This window comes from Emticicia fontis (assembly GCF_054779675.1).
In genome coordinates this window covers 1-18,556 of record NZ_BAAGXU010000015.1, presented here as the reverse complement: position 1 = coordinate 18,556, position 18,556 = coordinate 1, and the positions used below count along the sequence as shown (strand labels likewise).

General features: G+C 36.1%; 19 protein-coding genes. 9 read left to right on the top strand and 10 right to left on the bottom strand.

Annotated elements, in window-relative coordinates; genetic code table 11:
- Window positions 1-2 precede the first annotated feature (2 nt).
- The 4 genes from ACYVFA_RS08635 to ACYVFA_RS08620 form a co-directional block, all read right to left on the bottom strand.
- Window positions 3-518: a hypothetical protein gene (locus ACYVFA_RS08635; protein WP_460471418.1), complete on the bottom strand. Its 516-nt coding sequence runs from the start codon at window positions 516-518 to the stop codon at window positions 3-5.
- 89 nt (window positions 519-607) lie between these two features.
- On the bottom strand, window positions 608-1,336 hold the full coding sequence (locus tag ACYVFA_RS08630; RefSeq protein ID WP_460471417.1) for a peptidase associated/transthyretin-like domain-containing protein: 729 nt from the start codon (window positions 1,334-1,336) through the stop codon (window positions 608-610).
- A 104-nt stretch (window positions 1,337-1,440) separates the two neighbouring features.
- Entirely contained in the window at window positions 1,441-2,142 is a 702-nt protein-coding gene (locus ACYVFA_RS08625) for a LytR/AlgR family response regulator transcription factor (RefSeq protein ID WP_460471416.1), read from the bottom strand.
- A 1-nt stretch (window position 2,143) separates the two neighbouring features.
- Window positions 2,144-3,283 (bottom strand): sensor histidine kinase, encoded by a 1,140-nt coding sequence (locus tag ACYVFA_RS08620; RefSeq protein WP_460471415.1) that lies wholly within the window; start codon window positions 3,281-3,283, stop codon window positions 2,144-2,146.
- Window positions 3,284-3,518: 235 nt separating this feature from the next.
- On the opposite strand from ACYVFA_RS08620, the gene ACYVFA_RS08615 reads away from it, so the two are divergent.
- Entirely contained in the window at window positions 3,519-3,695 is a 177-nt protein-coding gene (locus ACYVFA_RS08615; protein ID WP_460471414.1) for a T9SS type A sorting domain-containing protein, read from the top strand.
- Between the two features lie 53 nt (window positions 3,696-3,748).
- Here ACYVFA_RS08615 and ACYVFA_RS08610 read toward each other — a convergent pair whose 3' ends face one another.
- Window positions 3,749-4,630 carry a bifunctional 5,10-methylenetetrahydrofolate dehydrogenase/5,10-methenyltetrahydrofolate cyclohydrolase gene (locus ACYVFA_RS08610; RefSeq protein ID WP_460471413.1) on the bottom strand — a complete coding sequence of 294 codons (882 nt, stop codon included), beginning with the start codon at window positions 4,628-4,630 and terminating at the stop codon, window positions 3,749-3,751.
- A 96-nt stretch (window positions 4,631-4,726) separates the two neighbouring features.
- Window positions 4,727-5,245: a uridine kinase family protein gene (locus ACYVFA_RS08605; RefSeq protein WP_460471412.1), complete on the bottom strand. Its 519-nt coding sequence runs from the start codon at window positions 5,243-5,245 to the stop codon at window positions 4,727-4,729.
- 103 nt (window positions 5,246-5,348) lie between these two features.
- On the opposite strand from ACYVFA_RS08605, the gene ACYVFA_RS08600 reads away from it, so the two are divergent.
- Together ACYVFA_RS08600 and ACYVFA_RS08595 are read left to right on the top strand one after the other, a co-directional pair.
- Window positions 5,349-5,516: a hypothetical protein gene (locus tag ACYVFA_RS08600; protein WP_460471411.1), complete on the top strand. Its 168-nt coding sequence runs from the start codon at window positions 5,349-5,351 to the stop codon at window positions 5,514-5,516.
- 62 nt (window positions 5,517-5,578) lie between these two features.
- Complete coding sequence (locus ACYVFA_RS08595) at window positions 5,579-6,847, top strand: metal-dependent hydrolase family protein (RefSeq protein ID WP_460471410.1); 1,269 nt, start codon at window positions 5,579-5,581, stop codon at window positions 6,845-6,847.
- A 40-nt stretch (window positions 6,848-6,887) separates the two neighbouring features.
- On the opposite strand, the gene ACYVFA_RS08590 is transcribed toward ACYVFA_RS08595, so the two are convergent.
- Together ACYVFA_RS08590 and ACYVFA_RS08585 are read right to left on the bottom strand one after the other, a co-directional pair.
- Window positions 6,888-7,721, bottom strand: a complete 834-nt coding sequence (locus ACYVFA_RS08590) for an N-acetylmuramoyl-L-alanine amidase-like domain-containing protein (protein ID WP_460471409.1) — start codon at window positions 7,719-7,721, stop codon at window positions 6,888-6,890.
- Window positions 7,722-7,794: 73 nt separating this feature from the next.
- Window positions 7,795-9,084 carry an aminopeptidase P family protein gene (locus ACYVFA_RS08585; RefSeq protein ID WP_460471408.1) on the bottom strand — a complete coding sequence of 430 codons (1,290 nt, stop codon included), beginning with the start codon at window positions 9,082-9,084 and terminating at the stop codon, window positions 7,795-7,797.
- Window positions 9,085-9,235: 151 nt separating this feature from the next.
- Here ACYVFA_RS08585 and ACYVFA_RS08580 point away from each other — a divergent pair, with 151 nt between their 5' ends.
- The 3 genes from ACYVFA_RS08580 (at window position 9,236) to ACYVFA_RS08570 (ending at window position 13,513) form a co-directional block, all read left to right on the top strand.
- Entirely contained in the window at window positions 9,236-10,816 is a 1,581-nt protein-coding gene (locus ACYVFA_RS08580; protein ID WP_460471407.1) for a S8/S53 family peptidase, read from the top strand.
- Between the two features lie 109 nt (window positions 10,817-10,925).
- Entirely contained in the window at window positions 10,926-12,821 is a 1,896-nt protein-coding gene (locus ACYVFA_RS08575; RefSeq protein WP_460471406.1) for a tetratricopeptide repeat-containing sensor histidine kinase, read from the top strand.
- Between the two features lie 65 nt (window positions 12,822-12,886).
- On the top strand, window positions 12,887-13,513 hold the full coding sequence (locus tag ACYVFA_RS08570; protein ID WP_460471405.1) for a response regulator: 627 nt from the start codon (window positions 12,887-12,889) through the stop codon (window positions 13,511-13,513).
- A gap of 6 nt (window positions 13,514-13,519) precedes the next feature.
- Here ACYVFA_RS08570 and ACYVFA_RS08565 read toward each other — a convergent pair whose 3' ends face one another.
- A complete protein-coding gene (locus tag ACYVFA_RS08565; RefSeq protein WP_460471404.1) occupies window positions 13,520-14,035 on the bottom strand; it encodes a hypothetical protein in 516 nt (171 codons plus the stop codon).
- A 235-nt stretch (window positions 14,036-14,270) separates the two neighbouring features.
- On the opposite strand from ACYVFA_RS08565, the gene ACYVFA_RS08560 reads away from it, so the two are divergent.
- From ACYVFA_RS08560 to ACYVFA_RS08550, 3 genes are read left to right on the top strand one after another with little or no spacing between them, the layout of a single operon-like run.
- Window positions 14,271-14,795, top strand: a complete 525-nt coding sequence (locus ACYVFA_RS08560; RefSeq protein ID WP_460471403.1) for a gluconate 2-dehydrogenase subunit 3 family protein — start codon at window positions 14,271-14,273, stop codon at window positions 14,793-14,795.
- Window positions 14,796-14,821: 26 nt separating this feature from the next.
- Window positions 14,822-16,537: a GMC family oxidoreductase gene (locus tag ACYVFA_RS08555; protein ID WP_460471402.1), complete on the top strand. Its 1,716-nt coding sequence runs from the start codon at window positions 14,822-14,824 to the stop codon at window positions 16,535-16,537.
- Between the two features lie 37 nt (window positions 16,538-16,574).
- Window positions 16,575-17,426: a sugar phosphate isomerase/epimerase family protein gene (locus ACYVFA_RS08550; protein ID WP_460471401.1), complete on the top strand. Its 852-nt coding sequence runs from the start codon at window positions 16,575-16,577 to the stop codon at window positions 17,424-17,426.
- A gap of 59 nt (window positions 17,427-17,485) precedes the next feature.
- On the opposite strand, the gene ACYVFA_RS08545 is transcribed toward ACYVFA_RS08550, so the two are convergent.
- The gene (locus ACYVFA_RS08545; RefSeq protein WP_460471400.1) at window positions 17,486-18,277 is read right to left on the bottom strand and encodes an alpha/beta hydrolase; all 792 of its coding nucleotides are present in this window, start codon (window positions 18,275-18,277) and stop codon (window positions 17,486-17,488) included.
- Window positions 18,278-18,556 lie beyond the last annotated feature (279 nt).

Sequence of the window (18,556 nt, the reverse complement as noted above, 5' to 3'; positions counted from 1 at the left end):
TGTTAAATCTTTTGAAAGGATGAAATACTTAGCATGGATTGCAAGGCCATTAAATCTGTTTGAATTTCTTCTCCATTACTTATTGCTTCATTCTTATTTCCAAAGGCAATCAATAAGTGATTATCAATAGTATCAATCCAGGTGATAGACTCGCTATAAAAGTATATCGCTATTTGATGTTCTTCTTTACGTTCTGTATGCGATTGTATAATTTCAAACCGGAAATTCTTAAATGGCAGAGATAATTGTTCATGTGCATTGACAATATCAGGAATCAGATCATTTAACTTTCTGATATGATTAATTGCAGCTGTACTCACTAAATAATGAAGCTTATCGGCAGCAGGAACATTCGCTATCAACTCTTGAAAAGTGCGGTACTTTTCTTCCTGATTATAGAATTGTGCTTGCATAAAAAACTCCTTAAAGGTATCCTCGAAAACAGCCTTCTCCCATTGTTTTTGTGCATGAACATCTATAATCTTCTTATAACACAAGCGAATAATTCCCTTTGCCATTGTTCATCTATTTAGTGATTGAGTGAGTTAGTGAATGGGCGGCCGCCACTGCGGTGATTAAAAATTAAATTTGTTCATTCGCTTAAGAATTATCCATTCACAACTATTGTGTGAGTAAGTACATAACCTGCTGCGGCACTTCCAGTTACCGTCGACATTTCTGTTGAAGTTCCATCACTGAATACATTGTCTCTGGCATTAGTCGTATCGGCTTGTCCGTGGCTCGCATAAACGCCTTGGGCATATACCACTTTGCTAATATCTTCTGGGAAAGCGATTTGAGTAACTAGTAAAGATTTTCCGCTGCTATTATACACATGTACATGAATATGTGTAGCTCTTCCTGAATACCAGCCCGGATAGATAGTAGTAAAGCTTACTAAACCATTTGCATCGGTTGTTTGTCTGCCTCTCAAAAAATGCACATTCGTATAATTAGTGGTTTGCATACCCGAACCACCATATTCTGAATAATTTCCTGCTGCATCACAATGCCATATATCTACTAAGGCATTTGATAATACTGCACAACTATTGTTTTTGTTCTGGATCGTAACTTTTACAGTCAATTTAGTTCCGGTTCTATCTGAAGTAATATCATTTGTTACCAAAGAGCCTGGGGTATGGGTAGGAAATGGCCCTTCTGTTTCAGTAGCAGTGGTAGTACATGAACCAGTATTAGTTGAGCCTGATGTAGAACCTGTTGTGCCAGTTGTACTGGTGGTATCCGGGGTTACGTCTGATTCTTTACATGCCGCAAATAATGGGATAATAGCTAATGAGCCTAAACCTCTTTTCAAAAAATCTTTTCTGTCCATAGTATTCTTTTTCGTTTTATAACAGTACAGACGTTGAAAGGAAGAATAAAATTGCACGTAAATCAGATGTATCGGTTAATCAAATATTTGTATCGGTGAATTGATTATTTCCTCTGCCAATCTTCTACAAATTGCTGATACGAATTACTTATGGGCAATTCAATTCCAGAAGTTAAAAGCACATTCTTCTTTAAAACAGATTTCACTTTACTATTTGATACAATATAACTCCGATGAATACGGCTGAATAAGTTGGCAGGCAACTGTTCTAAAATCCCTTTTAAAGACATAAGGGTAAGAACCGGATGGGGAACATCCATTAAATGAATCTTGATATAATCCTCTAATCCTTCTATATATTCAATCGCATTTAGCTCTATTTTAACCATTCTGTATTCTGCTCTCACAAAGATATAATCAGGTATGTCAACTGATTGATTATTTTTGAAACCATAATACTCCGTTGCTTTTTTTACGGCTTTGCTAAATCTTTCGAAGTCGATTGGTTTTAGTAAATAATCAACCGCATCTAAATTGAAACCTTCCACAGCAAACTTGCGGTGTGCTGTCGTAAAAATAACCATAGGTCGATTTTCTAATGACTCAACCAGTTCAAGTCCGGTAATATCTGGCATATTGATGTCCACAAAAAGTAAATCAATCTGATTCTCTTTCAGAAACTCTTTTCCCAGAATAGCATCATCAAACGTTTGTAACAATGCCAACTCAGAGAACCTTGAAATATATTCTTTCATTAGTTCCAAAGCCAAAGGCTCATCATCAATCGCTACACATCTCAATTTCATATTATGCTTTAATAATTAATTCTACACTATAAAAATCCTGCTTATCATCAATTCTCAATGAGTACCTATCTTTATACAAATGAGATAATCTCTGACGGGTATTTGATAGCCCTATTCCTGTTCTTTCAACTTTGCGGGAGGTAGTAAATAAAGTATTTTTACAATCGAATTGAATAGTTTGCGCATCTGCAAATATCTTAATTTCGATGATCGAATTCTCATGATTACTTATCCCGTGCTTGAAAGCATTCTCAACAAATGTCATTAATAATAGTGGTGAAATGCTTTTTGAATCTGTAATTCCAGTCACTTCAAAAACTACTTCCGTTTTTTTACTCAATCTCAGCCTTTGCAGGTCAATATAATTGCTGATGCATTCTATTTCGCTTTGTAGGGGCACAAAATCTTCTGATACTTCATCGGTCACGTACCGCATAATCTGGGATAATTTCATAATACTAGCAGCGGTATTTTTATTATTGGTTACAGCTAAAGAATATATGTTATTGAGTGTATTGAATAAAAAATGCGGATTAATCTGTGCTTTCAGAAACGATAATTCAGCGTTTGCTTTATCTGCTTCTGCCTGCACAGCTCTTTGTTCTGTCTCCCGCCAGCGTTCACTAATTTTCAATGCCATTCCTAGAGCCCAAATCAAGCCAAATAAAAAAATACTGATTACATCAATTTTATTACTGCTTTCTTTTGGCGAGGGTCCTGGCTCTCTCCTAAAATCATCTGGAGGTTCTCTTTTAGGCTCTTCAAAAATACGTCTATCTTCTGGCGGTGGAGGTGGTGAATCAAATTCCCTGAAATGAGGTTTATCATGCATTTCATTCATTCCACTATTTCTCTGAAAAGCCAACCTGTCAAAGGGTTTAAGAATCGCTATTCCGGCTAATAAGCAAAGGATAATACCAAAATAATTCAGGTATTTTTTTGAAAAGAAAAACCGGGGAATAAGCCAGAGCGTATTGAGGTAGAATAATACGATATAAATGACAAAAAATAGCCAGAGATTAGGCCTTAGTAAAACCTCACCTAAGCTTCTGTTCTCCGACAAAAAAAGTGTGGTCAGACTAAAAACGGTTATCCAGCCAACTATATGCGTAAAAAGCCAAACATTCTTCAATTGAAACATAGTTAAAGATACAATCCTACTTAGGACTCCAATAAAAGAATCGGTTGTTTGACAGAATGTATCGGTTAATTTAAAACAATCTAGTTATTAAATCGTTAAATTATATAATCCACAAGGTCAAAATTTGCTACCTGATTAAACCCATGCAACATTTTTTAATCAAATGCTCGTCTATAGCATAGTAAGGCAAAATTTTTGCTTCTCCTTTTCTTATAACAATAAAATGATGACGATTATGAAGACCACCGCATTTCTAAAAGATTCACAGGGAAGAGTAATTCAAAAACAAAATCTTCAGAATGGAAGCCAACAAGAATTTGATGTTGAGAAATTAAAAGATGGTGTTTATTTTGTAGAATTACAGCTGGCAAAAGGTAAATGTATCACCCATCAACTTTATATTAATCATTAAAATTATTTCATATAAAACGATAGAGGCCTTACTACGGTAAAGCCTCTATTTTTTTATTGATAAATCTCTCTTCGAGCCGAAAGTAAAGTATTATACATCAAAGCAGCTACCGTCATGAGCCCTACTCCACCAGGTACCGGGGTAATATAGCTACTTTTAGGCGCTACTTCGTCGAATTTCACATCGCCTTTCAACGCAAAACCACTTTTCTTTGTTTCGTCTACGACACGTGTTAAGCCAACATCAATGACCACCGCTCCTTCTTTAACCATATCTGCTGTAATAAATTCGGGTTTACCCAAAGCTGCAATTAAAATATCAGCTTGTCTGGTAATTTCTGCAAGGTTCTGTGTACGGCTATGTACTAACGAAACTGTACAATTGCCTGGGTAGGTATTTCTTTGCATCAGAATGCTCATTGGCAAGCCTACTATCTGACTTCTTCCTACTACTACACAATGTTTCCCTGCAGTTTCAATATTATATCTTTTAATCAACTCCAATACCCCATAAGGCGTAGCTGAAATATAGGCAGGTAAACCTTTGGCCATACGCCCGATATTAATTGGGTGGAAGCCATCAACATCTTTTCTTGGCTCGATAGTTTCGATTACTTTCTCAACATTTATTTGTGCTGGCAATGGCAACTGTACGATGAATCCATCAATATCCTCATCTTCGTTCAATTGCTTGATAACCTGTAATAACTCCTCTTCCGTAATACTCTCGTCTCTTCTTATAAGTGTTGATTTAAAACCTATTTCTTCGCAAGACTTGATTTTACTTGCCACATAAGTTTCGCTTGAACCATTATTACCAACCAATATAGCTGCCAGATGAGGAATTTTACCACCATTGGCTTTTTGTTTTTCTACTTCTTCTTTTAATTCTTGTTTGACCTGAGCCGAAATTAATTTTCCGTCTATAAGTTTCATTGAGGTGTTTTTTAATGAGAGTGCAAAGGTCTGTTAAAACCAACAAATTCAAAAATTAAACTTTGAAAAAATGGCGGATCAATGTCCCATAATTGTTTACTGGACACTTTCTTTATTCAGATACTTAATCACCTTCTCCATATCAAATTCATCTTCTCCGCTTACGGTAAGCATATCTTTTATAGCCACTGGTGGTTTACCATATTTCTGAAATGAATTCCAGATGTGGTCAATAAACCAAGTTGGTTCATATCCCCACCTTGTATCCATCGATTTTCTGATCAAGAATGTCCGTTTTGATACTTTCACAAAGAGTTTTTTATCAAAAAGTGCATCTGTAGATTCATCATAAAAAGCGAATAAACCTTCAGCGATTACCACATCAAACTTTTCCCTGAAAAGAATAAGCACTTCTTTAAACAACTCAAAGTCAATAGAATGTGGAGACTCCCAATCGGTTCTATTTTTGATTTTAGGAATCTGGGTTTCCGGAAACACAAAATCATCCTGATGGAAAATAATTGCTTTCTTGCCATTTTTACGAAAATGGCTTACTAAAAGATTAGCCAACGTACTTTTGCCCGACCTACTGACACCTCCGATTCCGATTAGCATAGAGATTAAGATTATTTTGTAAAAATGTAAATTTTAGGTAAAAGAATTAAATAAAATTTTATTTTTGAATAAATTTCAAATTTATACCCTAACCTATACATACATGGATAAAAACAAGCTTACTGTCTATGCCAGCTATGTGGCAATTACTTGTGGCATCATTATTCTGACACTCGGTTTCTTTCTTCCCGACGTTACCACTTTCAAATTTGCCATGGGGCTTCTCTTTATAACCATTGGGTTGATAGGTCTGAAAAGGTTCCGGCAATAATCAATCTATTCTATTAAAGTCTGTGGCTAAAATTTTATCTCAACCTATAAAATCAAAACTTTATGTTAAAATCTATACTTATTACAATCCTTCTATTCTTCTCGATTTTCATTGATACAATTGCTCAAACTACCACCTATTTAAAACCCGCACGTATATTTGATGGAGAGAAAATCTATGAAAACTATGGTGTGCTAATTAAAGAAGACAAAATTGAACAATTTGCATCACAAACTGAAATTGAAAAAAATCTAAGTAAAGACACCAAAATAATCGAATTCAAAAATGGCACTTTGCTACCAGGGTTAATTGAAGGACATACACATTTGTTTTTGCATCCTTATAACGAAACACCCTGGAATGATCAGGTTTTAAAAGAATCTCGTTCTTACCGAACAGCCAGAGCAGTGAAACATGCCGAAAGAACATTAAGAGCTGGTTTTACAACCGCAAGAGATTTAGGAACAGAGGGTGCTGATTTTGATGATGTGGGATTAAAAAGAGCAATCAGTGAAAATGTTATTTTAGGGCCACGGTTATTAATTGCTACCAAAGCTCTGGTAGCAACCGGAAGCTATGCTCCGAAAGGATTTGGCTCTGATATTGAAGTACCACAAGGCGCTGAAGAGGCCGACGGACACGATGATTTGATAAAAAAAGTAAGAAATCAGATAGGTAAAGGAGCTGATTTGATAAAAATATATGCAGACTATCGTTGGGGATTAAGAGGTGAAGCCGCTCCTACTTTTACATTGGATGAAATTAAATTGATTGTTGAGATTGCCAGAAGCTCAGGCAGGCCAACAGTTGCTCATGCCTCAACTGCCGAAGGAATGAGAAGAGCCATTCTAGGAGGCGTAGAAACGATTGAGCATGGCGATAATGGTACACCGGAACTATGGAAATTGATGGCAGAAAAAAAAGTGTACCTCTGCCCTACTCTTGCAGCAGGGGACGCCATTTTACAATACGGAGGTTGGAAAAAAGGAATTGACCCTGACCCTGAAAGAATCAAACATAAAAAAGAAACTTTTAAAGAAATCCTGAGATCAGGTGTGAAAATATGTATGGGCGGCGATGTAGGTGTATTTTCACACGGAGACAATGCCCGCGAAATAGAAATGCTGGTAGAATACGGCATGAAACCTATCGAAGCATTGAAATCAGCTACAAGCATTAATGCAGATGCCTTTCATATTGAAAAACAGGTAGGCAGAATAAAAACCGGACTATTGGCAGATATTGTGATTGTAGAGGGTAATCCAACTGATAATATAAAAACAATACGAAATGTGAAACTGGTAATGAAAGATGGACAAGTAATAGAATAAAAATAAGCCCCTCAGATTTGAAATCTGAGGGGCTTATTTTTTAGAGTAATCTCACAACTGCGATACCGGAATGCTTCTTGAATCTATTCAGATAATCAGCTAAAGGCTCAGTAGAAATCACTATCTTTTTCATTTCCTGTGAGGCGTGCAATAAATGAATTCTTCCATTTTTTCGAATGGCAAACCCTTCATGGTTAAAATCAAGCCCTTCGATATTTGAAGTGATAGCGATTATATCCCCATCTTGAATCTGGCTCTCGAGTTTTTTTACATTCAATTTCGGGATATAATAAAAATCGTATTTATTCAAATTGTTTTCGTAATTCACAACCGCTGAAAAGGTTTCTTTGCTTTGTAAATGAGGGTATAAATCTCTATGGGTAGTCATGAAATTGATTTGTTTTTCAGCAGGAATCCCCCCTATCATTTCAGTCATGTCCTGGACCAACTTATTTTCTTCCGCTCTGATGGCCCATTCTTTAAAGTAATGTAGACGCGAAGCATAGCCATTTATTTGACCGTCTCTATATCTTAATTTCTTAAGATTATTCAAAAATGCAGAAAAGGTCGGTTTGGTTGAATGCTTGGTAAAAGCCATCGCTGAAACAGTTTCAACAAAAGTCCAGCAATCAAAATCTTTCAGATTACAAACTAATTGTTCCTTGGTCGGCGCATCAAGTGTACCGGCTTTATAAGGTTGTCCTATAAATGATTGTGCAATAGTCAAGGCCGTTTGAGCAGTGGTTTCTCCCTTAGTCAAATCCATTTTTTGCTTAAAAACCAGTTCATCGGCACTTTGCGCCCATAATAAATTAGCAGAGAAAACTAATAAAGCTGTGTAAACAATTTTAAAGGAAAGCAATTTCTTATACATATTTATCAAATTATAAGGGTCGCAAAGATAGCTTAAATCTATTTCTTTTTCGCATTAAGCCTAAAATTGGCCATTAACTATTCATTAATTCTTCTATTTCTTCTACCTCAATCGGGATATTTTCCATTAAATCAATATTCCCTTTTTGAGTAATCAGAATATCATTCTCTAATCGGATACCCAGATTTTCTTCTGGTATATAAATACCCGGCTCACAGGTAAAAACCATCCCAGGCTTAAAGGTTTCATATCTGCTCCCTACATCATGCACATCAAGTCCTAAATGATGTGAAATACCATGTGGAAAATATTTTCTGTATAAAGGCGCATCGGGGTTTTGTCGTTCCACATCACTCCTATTGAGTAATCCCAATTCAATCAGTTCAGATTCCATTATCCTGCCCACATCTTTGCGCAATTTATCCATCGTATTTCCCTTCACAATCATGTTTCTGGTCAATCGCAGGATTTTCAGAACCGACTCATATACTTGCCTTTGTCTTGGAGAAAATTTTCCATTCACAGGCAAACAACGGGTAATATCAGCATTATAATTGGCATACTCGGCACCAAAATCTAGTAATATAACTTCTCCGTCTTTACAAATATTGTTGTTCGTGATATAATGTAACACACAAGCACTTGCACCAGAGGCCATAATGGGATGAAAAGCATGACCGCGAGAACGATTCATCAAAAATTCATGCGTCAATTCCGCTTCTAGTTCATACTCTCTCACATTTGGTTTCAGAAATTTAGCCATTCTTTTAAAGCCATTAGCCGAAATCTCTACGGCTCTTTTCATCAGTTCAATTTCTAATGGTTGTTTGATTACTCTTAATTGTCGCAATAAGGGGGCTAATCTCTCAACTTTATGAAGTGGAAATTTCTGTTGAAACTCTGTAATAAATCTTCTTTCCCGGCTCTGAAACTTCCAGTCTGCCCCATCATGTTCATTCATGTTCAGATAAACCTGATCTGCCTCAAAAACCAATTTCCGTAATATTGAGTCAAAACTATTAGTCCATACTACTTTATTGATGTCAGAAATATTTGTTGCCTGTGTTTTTGTCAGTTTCTCTCCCTCCCAGGTTTTAATATGTTCGCTGGTTTCACGCAATAAAAGTATCTCTCTGAAATTCTCATCGGGGAAGTCAGGGAACAAAACCAGCATACTTTCTTCCTGATCAATACCGGTTAAATAGAAAAAATCGTTATTCTGTCTGAAACCCATGGTTCCGTCGGCGTTACTCGGAATCACGTCATTCGACAAAACAATTACCATTGACTTTGGTTTTAATAATGAATTCAGGCGTTTACGATTGCTTAAAAATAAAGTTGAATCAATTGGTTCGTAGCGCATATTGGGTGATTTTATAGGTAATCTTAGTAGTTTGGGTTTATTTTATGAATATTTTAAGCTAAATTTATCAATTAAATATCGTTTTTAATAAAACTCTGTTGATAGATTGCTACGCCAGGCATGACAAAGCAGGAATCGGATTTTTAAAATTATGAATTACAGGACAGGTATGGCAAGGGTTAGTCAATATTTTATTTTTTTTGTTCTCGTTTCTTTACAAGGATTTTCGCAGCAAAAATACTGGGTTCTTTTCAAAGACAAAGAATTAAATGCTCAGGCTGCTATATCAGAAAAATGTAAAGAAAACAGAAGAAATTTAGGTATTCAAGAAATTCAACCAACCGATTTTCCTGTTAATAAGCAATATATTAATCAAATACAAGCTAACGGGATCTCAGTCATAACCGAAACCAAATGGCTGAATGGTATCTCTTCTTATCTGAATCATTCACAGATACAATACATTAAAAGCCTTCCTTTTGTTCAGGAAATTATTCAGATTGAAGGCAAATTCCTGATAGCTAAGATAAATCAGGATAAACAGCACTTGAAAGCTGAAGATGATTTACGGGTAGACTATGTGATGAAGCAGATCGGGATTGAGGGTTTTCTTCAGGCTGGCTTAAATGCCAAAGATATAACCATTGGTGTAATTGACGCTGGGTACTACGGTGCCAGTGAATCGCTTCCTTTAGGACATCTGTTTACAGAAAATCGCATTTTAGGAATCAGAGATTATGTAAACCCTAAAAAAGTGAATCATTTTGATGAAAAAGAGACCTCATCAGATTTTCATGGTACAGAGGTATTGACTGCCATTACAGGCAAATCAGAAGATGAAAAACTTCAGTTTGGTTTGGCTACACAGGCTAAATTTTATCTGGCTCGCACCGATACAGGAGGCAGAGAATTTCGGGGAGAAGAAGATAATTGGGTAGCAGCCATGGAATGGATGGATAGTTTAGGTGTTCGCTTAATCAATACTTCCTTAGGCTACGCAAAAGGATTCTCAAACCCTAAAGAGGATTATAAACCTGACCAGATGAATGGGAATACCAGCATTATAGCGAAGGCTGCAAAAATTGCCACAGAAGAAAAAGGCATGATAGTCGTAGTTTCTGCCGGTAATGAAGGTGACGATCGTGACTGGCGGATTATTTCTACCCCAGCAGATGTTAAAGGGACTATCGCCGTAGGTGCAACGAATGAAGTTGGTCTAAAGATGGGTTATAGCAGTATAGGCCCTGATTTTTTAGAATACCTCAAACCTAATGTTTCATGTTATTCACTCTATGGTACTTCTTTAGCTGCTCCGGTTATTACAGGTTTTGTGGCTTGTATGTTACAGGCAAATCCTAAACTGACAAATAAAGAAATCAAAAGTTATCTTCAAAAATCTGCAAGCCTCTACCCTTTTGGTAATAATTTCATCGGATACGGCATTCCAAACGCGGCTAAAGCGCTGGATTTAATTCAGAATCCACCCAAAGAGCCTTTAGAAACCAGAAATATTACCAGAACACTATCAATTTCTGAAAATGAGCAGCAAGTTGAGATTGCCGTTAAAGAAGGTGAGGTTGTAACGGTATTCTATAAAAAAACGCCCTATCTTGTACTCTCACAGGATGCTCATCGGGTAAAACACAATTCTATTGTCTTAAAGCGCAACTCAAAAGTTAAACATACAACTGTTGTAACAAGAGAAGAAGTCATTGAGGTGATTTGGCTATAATGCTTTATATTTTATCAATTCTTTGCATAAATGAAAGTTTTTTCATGAAAAACTCTATTTTTGAATCATTAGCCTGTGTTTATGATACGAACCCAAATAGACGCCTATTATGAAAAAAACAAATATACTCTGCTTCTTTCTTTGCTTCCTTGGCCTTCACTTATTCGGGCAATTTCCTAAAACAATAGATTCTCTCAAAATTTTCTTAAATACTCAAAAGCAAGACACCACTTATGTTTTAGCATTGAGTGAGCTTACTTTTCAAAGCATCCAGCATGGTGAGTACATAACGGCTGATTCAGGCATTACTGCATTAGAAACTTTAAGTAAAAAACTCAACTATGGAACAGGCTTCTACAGAGCTATGAATTCAAGAGGTTTTTTTGCCTTTTCAAAGCAAAAATATGATGTAGCACTTGATTATTTCCTGAAATGCAATGCGATTATAGAAAAATACAAACTTCCTAAAAAAACCTTTCAGAATGCTTTAAATAATATCAGCATAGCTTATGGAGCTTTGGGAGACCGGGATAATGCAACCAAATACGCTATGCAGTTGATTGAATATCAGGAGAAATATAACATTAGACCACTTAAAAGTAGTCCTTATGACAGGATTGCCAACAATTTGCAGCATTTTAAAAAGTACGATGAAGCCCTGAAATATTATAAAAAGGCGTATCGAATAGAATTAGAGAATAATAATAAAGTATACATTGCTATTGCCGAAAATAGTCTGGGAAATCTTTATGAACTCATGAAAAAGCCAAAAGAAGCTATTGCTTACTTTCAACAAGGACTGAAAAATGCAGAAGAAGCTGATTATACCCTCTTGCAGGCTGATTTTCTAACCAATTTGGGTCGCTTATATTTTGCTCAAAACGAATTTGCAAAAGCAGAGGTATATCTAAAAAAAAGTGAGAAAATCAGTAAAGAACTGGAAGCAACAGAATCTTTAAAAATAGTTTATCATAATCTGGGAGATTTATATTCAAAACAAAATAAAAATGTATTGGCAGAAAAATACTATTTAGAATCCTTTGAATTGGCTAAACAATTAAAAGATATTCATACGCTTTATAGTATTACTGAAAATATTTCTGTCTTCTATGCTGATACAAAAAACTATCAGAAAGCATACGAGTTCAAACTTCAATCTGATGCAGCAAAGGACTCAACATTTAAATTGGAAACTGCCAAAAACACCGAAGAATTACAAACCAAGTACGAAACCAGGCAGAAAGAACAAGAAATAGCCCTGCTCAATGAAAAAAATGCAAAAGCATCTTTACAAAATAAAAGTATTATTATTGGTGCAATATTACTAGTACTTTTAATTGGCTTATTTACTATATTCGTTTTAAACAGAAATAAGTTGAAACGTTTACAAGAGGCCGAAAAGCTTCGCAATAGAATTGCTTCTGACCTACATGATGAAATTGGCAGCACGCTAAGTAGTATTCTGATGATTAGTGGAATGGCTAAAAATCAGACCGCCAATACCAGCAACGACAAAAGCAACAAGATGTTTACAAAGATTCATTCAGATTCCCAGCATATGATGGAATCCGTGGATGAAATCATCTGGTCTGTTAATCCGGTGCATGACTCTTTGCAAGGACTTTTGCTCCGTCTTCGGGAATATGCATTGCCCTTGGCAGAATCAAAAAATATCAATCTTGAATTTAAGGTAGACGAAGAGATAGGGCAGTTGGCGCTTCCTATGGAAATTCGCAGAAATTTGTATCTGATTATGAAAGAGGCACTTAATAATCTGATTAAATATTCAGAAGCAAGTAAGGCGATTGTGCACTTTTTAAAAGATAAAAAAGATATTTCAGTAGTAGTAGAGGATAATGGTAAAGGATTCGATCCCTTGTTAAATACTACCAGAAACGGACTAAAAAACATGAAATTACGCGCCACAGAAATTGGTGCCAAAATAGATATTTCTTCCTCTCCTGAATCAGGTTCTTCCGTAAAACTTAGTTTTTCTATCACATAAATATGCCATTTATTCATATTAATTAAACTCCTAATTTTGCTAACTATATTATTGCATCAGATCAAATGATAAGAGTTTCTATTTATGAAGATAATGCTCAATTGAGCGAAACATTAGAGTGGGTTATTGAATCGTGTGAAGATATGATTCTGGTTGGAACACATCAGGATCCGGCAAACATATTATTGGAAGTAGGACTTGAAAAACCGGACGTAATTATGATGGATATAGAAATGCCTTATATGACTGGCATTGAAGCAACAGCTTTACTAACTAAAAAGCTAATGAAAATGCCGAAAATATTGATGCTCACAGTATTTGATGATACCAACCGGATTTTTGAAGCTATTAAAGCAGGAGCCGTTGGCTATCTTTTAAAAAAAACACCAGGCGATAAAATCATTGAAAGCATTAAAGAGGTATATAATGGCGGAGGTGCGATGAGTCCATCAATTGCATTAAAAGTACTCTCTAGTTTTCATGGGTTCAAAACCAATCCTTATGATTTGACTACCAGAGAAGTTGAAGTTCTACAAAGATTAGTTGAAGGCGACAGTTATAAACTTATCGCCTACCATTATGACATCAGTATCAATACTGTTGAAAAACATATTCTGCACATTTATCAGAAACTCCACGTAAATTCTAAGGGTGAAGCTATTACAAAAGCAATTCGAGATAAATTGGTTTAATAAGTTTTAACCCGCCACAGCAGCAACCGTGGCAGCTTTTCTTCTTCGGCGTAAAAAATAAAATCCGATAAAGAACCCTATCAGAGTCAATAACTCTGTATTTTCTCCCGATTCTAATATGCTTATATCTCCCTTTTGGTTGAAGAAATTTCTTTCACGCTCGTAGTTAATGGCCACAGGGTCATTATCTGTAAATGGCAAGTCATGAATCAACTCCCATTCTTTCATAAAGAAATCATTGCGTTTCCATGCATATCTTTCCCCATCGGCCAACATAACCTCTGCTTTACCTCTAAAACTAAGATTGATTTTTGCCACTGCTGAATTATTTTCATCCGATACCAGCACCTCCTTTTTTATAAATCCATTAATATCGAACCTGAATTTTTTATTATTTAACACAGCTTCCACTTCTCTACCGAATAACTTGAAAGCAACATCTCCTACTATTTCTTCTTTGTCGTTCTTAAATTCAATGGTTCGGTTAAAAGCTTTTTTTGTCCAATGCAATGATTTTTCCATAGTTTATTTCATTTTTAATCAGGTTAATAACACAACACACATCAAAAAATTATTTAATAATACGAAATTTTCTAATACGCTGGTTTCATTTTGAAAAATATGATTTCAAGAAGTATTGTAAGGAATTATGAATGCTTTATCGGGTTCTTCTATCTATAAAAAACTATTTTTTGTCTCATAAAAACTTAAAAGAATTAAATTTTAGATTAAATTTAGGAATCCAAATATTCTCCCTATGAACCGACGTATAGCTATCAGAGACCTGACTTTAGCCTTGGGCGGGCTTGTCTCAATTCCTGCTTGGGCCACTAATGGATGGAATGCCAGTTCTTTATCTATGGGCACCAATATCTTCGAAACTATTGAGCAGCATATGCTAGAAATTATTGTCGAAACCATCATTCCTGAATCGGATACAAAAGGTGCGAAATCTTTGGGAGTACCTGCATTCTTACAAAAAATGCTACAAGACTGTTACGAAGCGCCTGTATCTGAGAATGTAAAGAGTGGATTAATTTCTACTGATGCAATTGCTCAAAAACAATTTGGTAAAGCTTTTGCTGAGTGCGATACTCAACAAAAACAACAGATATTACTTGGGTTTGAGAAAGGTGAAGATACCAGATTAAAGGATTTTTATAGCCTTATAAAAAATCTTACCATTCTGGGCTATACTACTTCTGAATATGTTCAGACTGAGTTTCTGCATTATAATATGGCTCCTGGACATTATTATGGCTGCGTATCGGTTAAAAAATAAGCTATTCACCTATACTTGTTAAAAAAATGGCAAATCTGGCAATAGATGCAAAAAAACAAAATACTTATGACGCCATCGTAATTGGCTCGGGTATCAGTGGTGGTTGGGCTGCAAAAGAATTATGTGAAAAGGGTTTAAAAACAATAGTGCTTGAACGCGGAAGAGAGATAAAACATATTACTGACTACCCGACTGCGATGAAAAACCCATGGGATTTTGAGCATCGTGGGCAAGTACCATTAGATATCAGAAGTCAATATCCCAAAAACAGAGCGGCCTTTTTAAGAGAAGAAACGCTACCCTTTGCTTTGAAGGATGGTATTCAGCCTTTTGTAGAAGAAAAGCCTTTTAACTGGACACGTGGGTATCATGTGGGTGGTAAATCTTTAATGTGGGCCCGCCAAACACAACGTTGGAGTGATCTGGATTTTGAAGGGCCGAAACGAGATGGTTTTGCTGTAGACTGGCCTATCCGTTATGCGGATATTTCCCCATGGTATAGCCATGTAGAGAAATTTGCAGGTATCTCAGGTAATAAAGACGGTTTGCAGGAATTACCAGATGGAGAATTTCTCACACCAATTGAACTGAATTGTGTAGAACAGCATCTAAAAAAGGTTCTTTCGAAGGAATATGATAATATGCGCCATGTGATTCAAGGGCGTTGTGCACATGTAACTGATCCTCAGCCTATTCATATGAAACAAGGTCGAGCCAAATGTCAACATCGTAATTTGTGTAATCGGGGATGCCCTTATGGTGGATATTTCAGCAGCAATGCTTCTACCCTACCTTGGGCAGCCAAGACCGGTAATATGACTTTGAGACCTTTTTCGACCGTTCACTCTATTATTTTTGATGAAAAACTAAATAAGGCCTCAGGCGTAAGAGTGGTTGATACCAACACCAAAGAAATGATTGAATATTATGCGAAAATCATTTTTGTAAATGGTTCAGCATTGAATTCTAACTTAATTTTACTGAATTCGATTTCGAATCGTTTTCCTGATGGATTAGGTAATGATAATGGTCTTTTGGGTAAGTTTATCGCCTGGCATAATTACAGAGGCAAAATTTCGGCAGAATATGAAGGCTTTCTGGATAAGACTACCGATGGTAAAAACCCGAGTAATGGTTATGTACCAAGATTCAGAAATCTTTATTCGCAAGAAACCGATTTCTTAAGAGGCTATGCTGCTGGAGTTGGTGCCGGCAGAGGTTCTTATTCAAGCCGTGAAGGAATTGGAGAAGATTTGAAAACACATTTATTATTCCCTAAATTGAACAATCATTGGAATGTGAGTTCGTGGATGATGGGTGAGTGTGTACCTATTGAGAAAAATCATGTAAGATTACACGAAACATTGAAAGACCCTTATGGTATTCCGCAACTGGTTACTTCTGCCGAGTGGACTGATAATGATGTAAAAATGGTACAGGATTATATAGAGCAATTTACTGAAATGTTTACCAAGGCGGGCTTTACCAATATCAAGGCTGTCGATGGAAAATCTAATCCTGGTTCAGATATTCATGAGATGGGAGGGGTAAGAATGGGAAATGATTCAAAAACTTCTTTGCTTAATAAGTGGAATGCGTTGCATCTTTGCAAAAACGTTTTTGTAACCGATGGTGCCTGTATGACCTCTACCGGAACACAGAATCCGTCTTTGACTTATATGGCATTGACAGCTCGCGCAGCAAACTATGCGGTAAGTGAAATGAAAAAGAAAAATCTTTAAACTATAATAAACCTTGGCGATAGTCGCCTGATTCACTATGAAAAAAATCCTTTTTTACAGCTTCCTAAGCCTGTTATTTATTCAAGGCGCAAATGCACAAAAGAAAAAACCATTATACAAAGCCGCGTTTGCTGTACAAACCTATACTTATCGTAATGTTATGCCAAAAGATGTGCCGGGCACTTTAGACCTTATCAAGTCTTTGGGCATTACCGAAATTGAAGGTGGTGGAGCGAAAGGCATGACATTGGAAGAATTTAAGAAAATGTGTGATGATCGTGGAATCAAAATCCCTTCTACTGGCACAGGTTATGAAGAGTTAAGAAAACCAGAAGAAATTGTTAAAAGAGCGAAGGCTTTAGGTTCAAGCTATGTGATGTGTGCCTGGATACCTCATAAAGGTGATAATTTTACAATTGAAGAAGCTAAAAAAGCAGTAGAAGATTTCAACTATGCAGGTAAAGTACTCAAAGAAAATGGCATTACTTTCTGCTACCATGACCACGGCTATGAATTCAGACCATACGAAGACGGTACTTTTATGGACTATATCATCAAAAATACGAACCCAGAATACGTTTCATTCGAGATGGATGTATTATGGACCATTCACGGTGGTGGTGACCCAGTTGCCTTATTAAAAAAATATGGTAACCGTTGGAAATTGATGCACGTAAAGGATTTGAAAAAAGGTATTAAAGGAGATTTTTCAGGACATACACCTGCTGAGAATGACGTAGTTTTGGGCACTGGACAAGCAGATTGGAAGAACATTTTTAAAGAAGCAAACAAAGTTGGTATCAAACACTTCTTTATCGAAGATGAAAGCGAAAAAGAATTAGTGAATGTGCCATTGAGCATCGCTTATTTGAAGAGTTTGAAAGAGTAATAAAGCAAAGAGGAGAAGCCATTCAGGTTTCTCCTCTTCTACTTTTATGGCACAAACAATTATTGTTTTTTAATCCAATCCAGAATATAATCTGCATCTTCTTTCCAGGTCGGTTGACCTAGCACAAAGTGGTTTCTGCCTTTAAATTCTTTGTAATCCAGTACCGAGCCTGACTCTTTATAGGCTTTGTAGTTACGCATATTCAAGTGAGCCGGGATGATGGTATCTTTATCACCTGAGGTAATCAGTAGGGGTGCATGAGGTTTAGCAAAATCAACTTTAGCAGCGCTTGTTAAACCTCCTCTGGCTACTATTTTTGATTCAGGAATTGTATTTTTTTCATAAGCTTCTTTTTGCGCCTCCAATGGCATACCATTCACAAAGGCATATTGCCAGTCTTTAAACGACATCAAGTAAGTCTTTTTTAATGATGTAAATAAACCTAGTACTTTCCATCCTGCTTTCAGAAATGAGAATTCATAAGGAATAATACCTTGAGGAGCAACCGGGTGAATGGCAATTCCGGCAGCGGCCAAGTCTCTATTTACTAAAATCTGAGTGATTAAACCTCCTAATGAGTGACCAATAATTATTGGTTTTTCAGGAAATTGTTTGACAATATTGGCATAGTGATTTACTAGTTCATCTAAGGTTAAGGCTGCTAAATCAGTATCGTTAGGTTGTCTGTTACGTAAATCTGCTGCAGTTGGCGCATCTTTATATGGCCAAGCTGGAGCAATGGTATTATATCCTTTGCTTTCGAAATATTTTTGCCATTCCTGCCATGAAGAATTGTGAACGAAAGCGCCTGTAATAAATAAGATGTTTTTGGTTGTAATTTGAGTTTTCATTTTAGTATTGAATTTAATGGTTTAAAAATCTGTGCTGTTGTTATCGTTAAGATTATGATACAAATGTCATAGATAGACCTGACAATAATTTTAACCTAAGTTAAAATCGAATGTAGTGACAGATTTTTTTCAATACAGTTATGAATTGAGCTCGGGTGAGTGATTTAACTACAGAGTTACACGAAGTACAGCACCGAGTTGCTCGGAGTTTAATCGAACTAGAACATGTTTAAAAATTATATTTGTTATAATTCATAATCGATTTAGAATAATTTGGCA

Bases quoted from the DNA above. Each gene is read 5' to 3' on its own strand.
- ACYVFA_RS08585 (WP_460471408.1), bottom strand. From the start codon at position 9,084: ATGCGCTACGAACCAATTGATTCAACTTTATTTTTAAGCAATCGTAAA.
- ACYVFA_RS08555 (WP_460471402.1), top strand. From the start codon at position 14,822: ATGGCAAATCTGGCAATAGATGCAAAAAAACAAAATACTTATGACGCC.
- ACYVFA_RS08610 (WP_460471413.1), bottom strand. From the start codon at position 4,630: ATGAAACTTATAGACGGAAAATTAATTTCGGCTCAGGTCAAACAAGAA.
- ACYVFA_RS08615 (WP_460471414.1), top strand. From the start codon at position 3,519: ATGAAGACCACCGCATTTCTAAAAGATTCACAGGGAAGAGTAATTCAA.
- ACYVFA_RS08635 (WP_460471418.1), bottom strand. From the start codon at position 518: ATGGCAAAGGGAATTATTCGCTTGTGTTATAAGAAGATTATAGATGTT.
- ACYVFA_RS08605 (WP_460471412.1), bottom strand. From the start codon at position 5,245: ATGCTAATCGGAATCGGAGGTGTCAGTAGGTCGGGCAAAAGTACGTTG.
- ACYVFA_RS08570 (WP_460471405.1), top strand. From the start codon at position 12,887: ATGATAAGAGTTTCTATTTATGAAGATAATGCTCAATTGAGCGAAACA.
- ACYVFA_RS08590 (WP_460471409.1), bottom strand. From the start codon at position 7,721: ATGTATAAGAAATTGCTTTCCTTTAAAATTGTTTACACAGCTTTATTA.
- ACYVFA_RS08560 (WP_460471403.1), top strand. From the start codon at position 14,271: ATGAACCGACGTATAGCTATCAGAGACCTGACTTTAGCCTTGGGCGGG.
- ACYVFA_RS08580 (WP_460471407.1), top strand. From the start codon at position 9,236: ATGAATTACAGGACAGGTATGGCAAGGGTTAGTCAATATTTTATTTTT.
- ACYVFA_RS08600 (WP_460471411.1), top strand. From the start codon at position 5,349: ATGGATAAAAACAAGCTTACTGTCTATGCCAGCTATGTGGCAATTACT.
- ACYVFA_RS08630 (WP_460471417.1), bottom strand. From the start codon at position 1,336: ATGGACAGAAAAGATTTTTTGAAAAGAGGTTTAGGCTCATTAGCTATT.
- ACYVFA_RS08550 (WP_460471401.1), top strand. From the start codon at position 16,575: ATGAAAAAAATCCTTTTTTACAGCTTCCTAAGCCTGTTATTTATTCAA.
- ACYVFA_RS08545 (WP_460471400.1), bottom strand. From the start codon at position 18,277: ATGAAAACTCAAATTACAACCAAAAACATCTTATTTATTACAGGCGCT.
- ACYVFA_RS08620 (WP_460471415.1), bottom strand. From the start codon at position 3,283: ATGTTTCAATTGAAGAATGTTTGGCTTTTTACGCATATAGTTGGCTGG.
- ACYVFA_RS08565 (WP_460471404.1), bottom strand. From the start codon at position 14,035: ATGGAAAAATCATTGCATTGGACAAAAAAAGCTTTTAACCGAACCATT.
- ACYVFA_RS08595 (WP_460471410.1), top strand. From the start codon at position 5,579: ATGTTAAAATCTATACTTATTACAATCCTTCTATTCTTCTCGATTTTC.
- ACYVFA_RS08575 (WP_460471406.1), top strand. From the start codon at position 10,926: ATGAAAAAAACAAATATACTCTGCTTCTTTCTTTGCTTCCTTGGCCTT.
- ACYVFA_RS08625 (WP_460471416.1), bottom strand. From the start codon at position 2,142: ATGAAATTGAGATGTGTAGCGATTGATGATGAGCCTTTGGCTTTGGAA.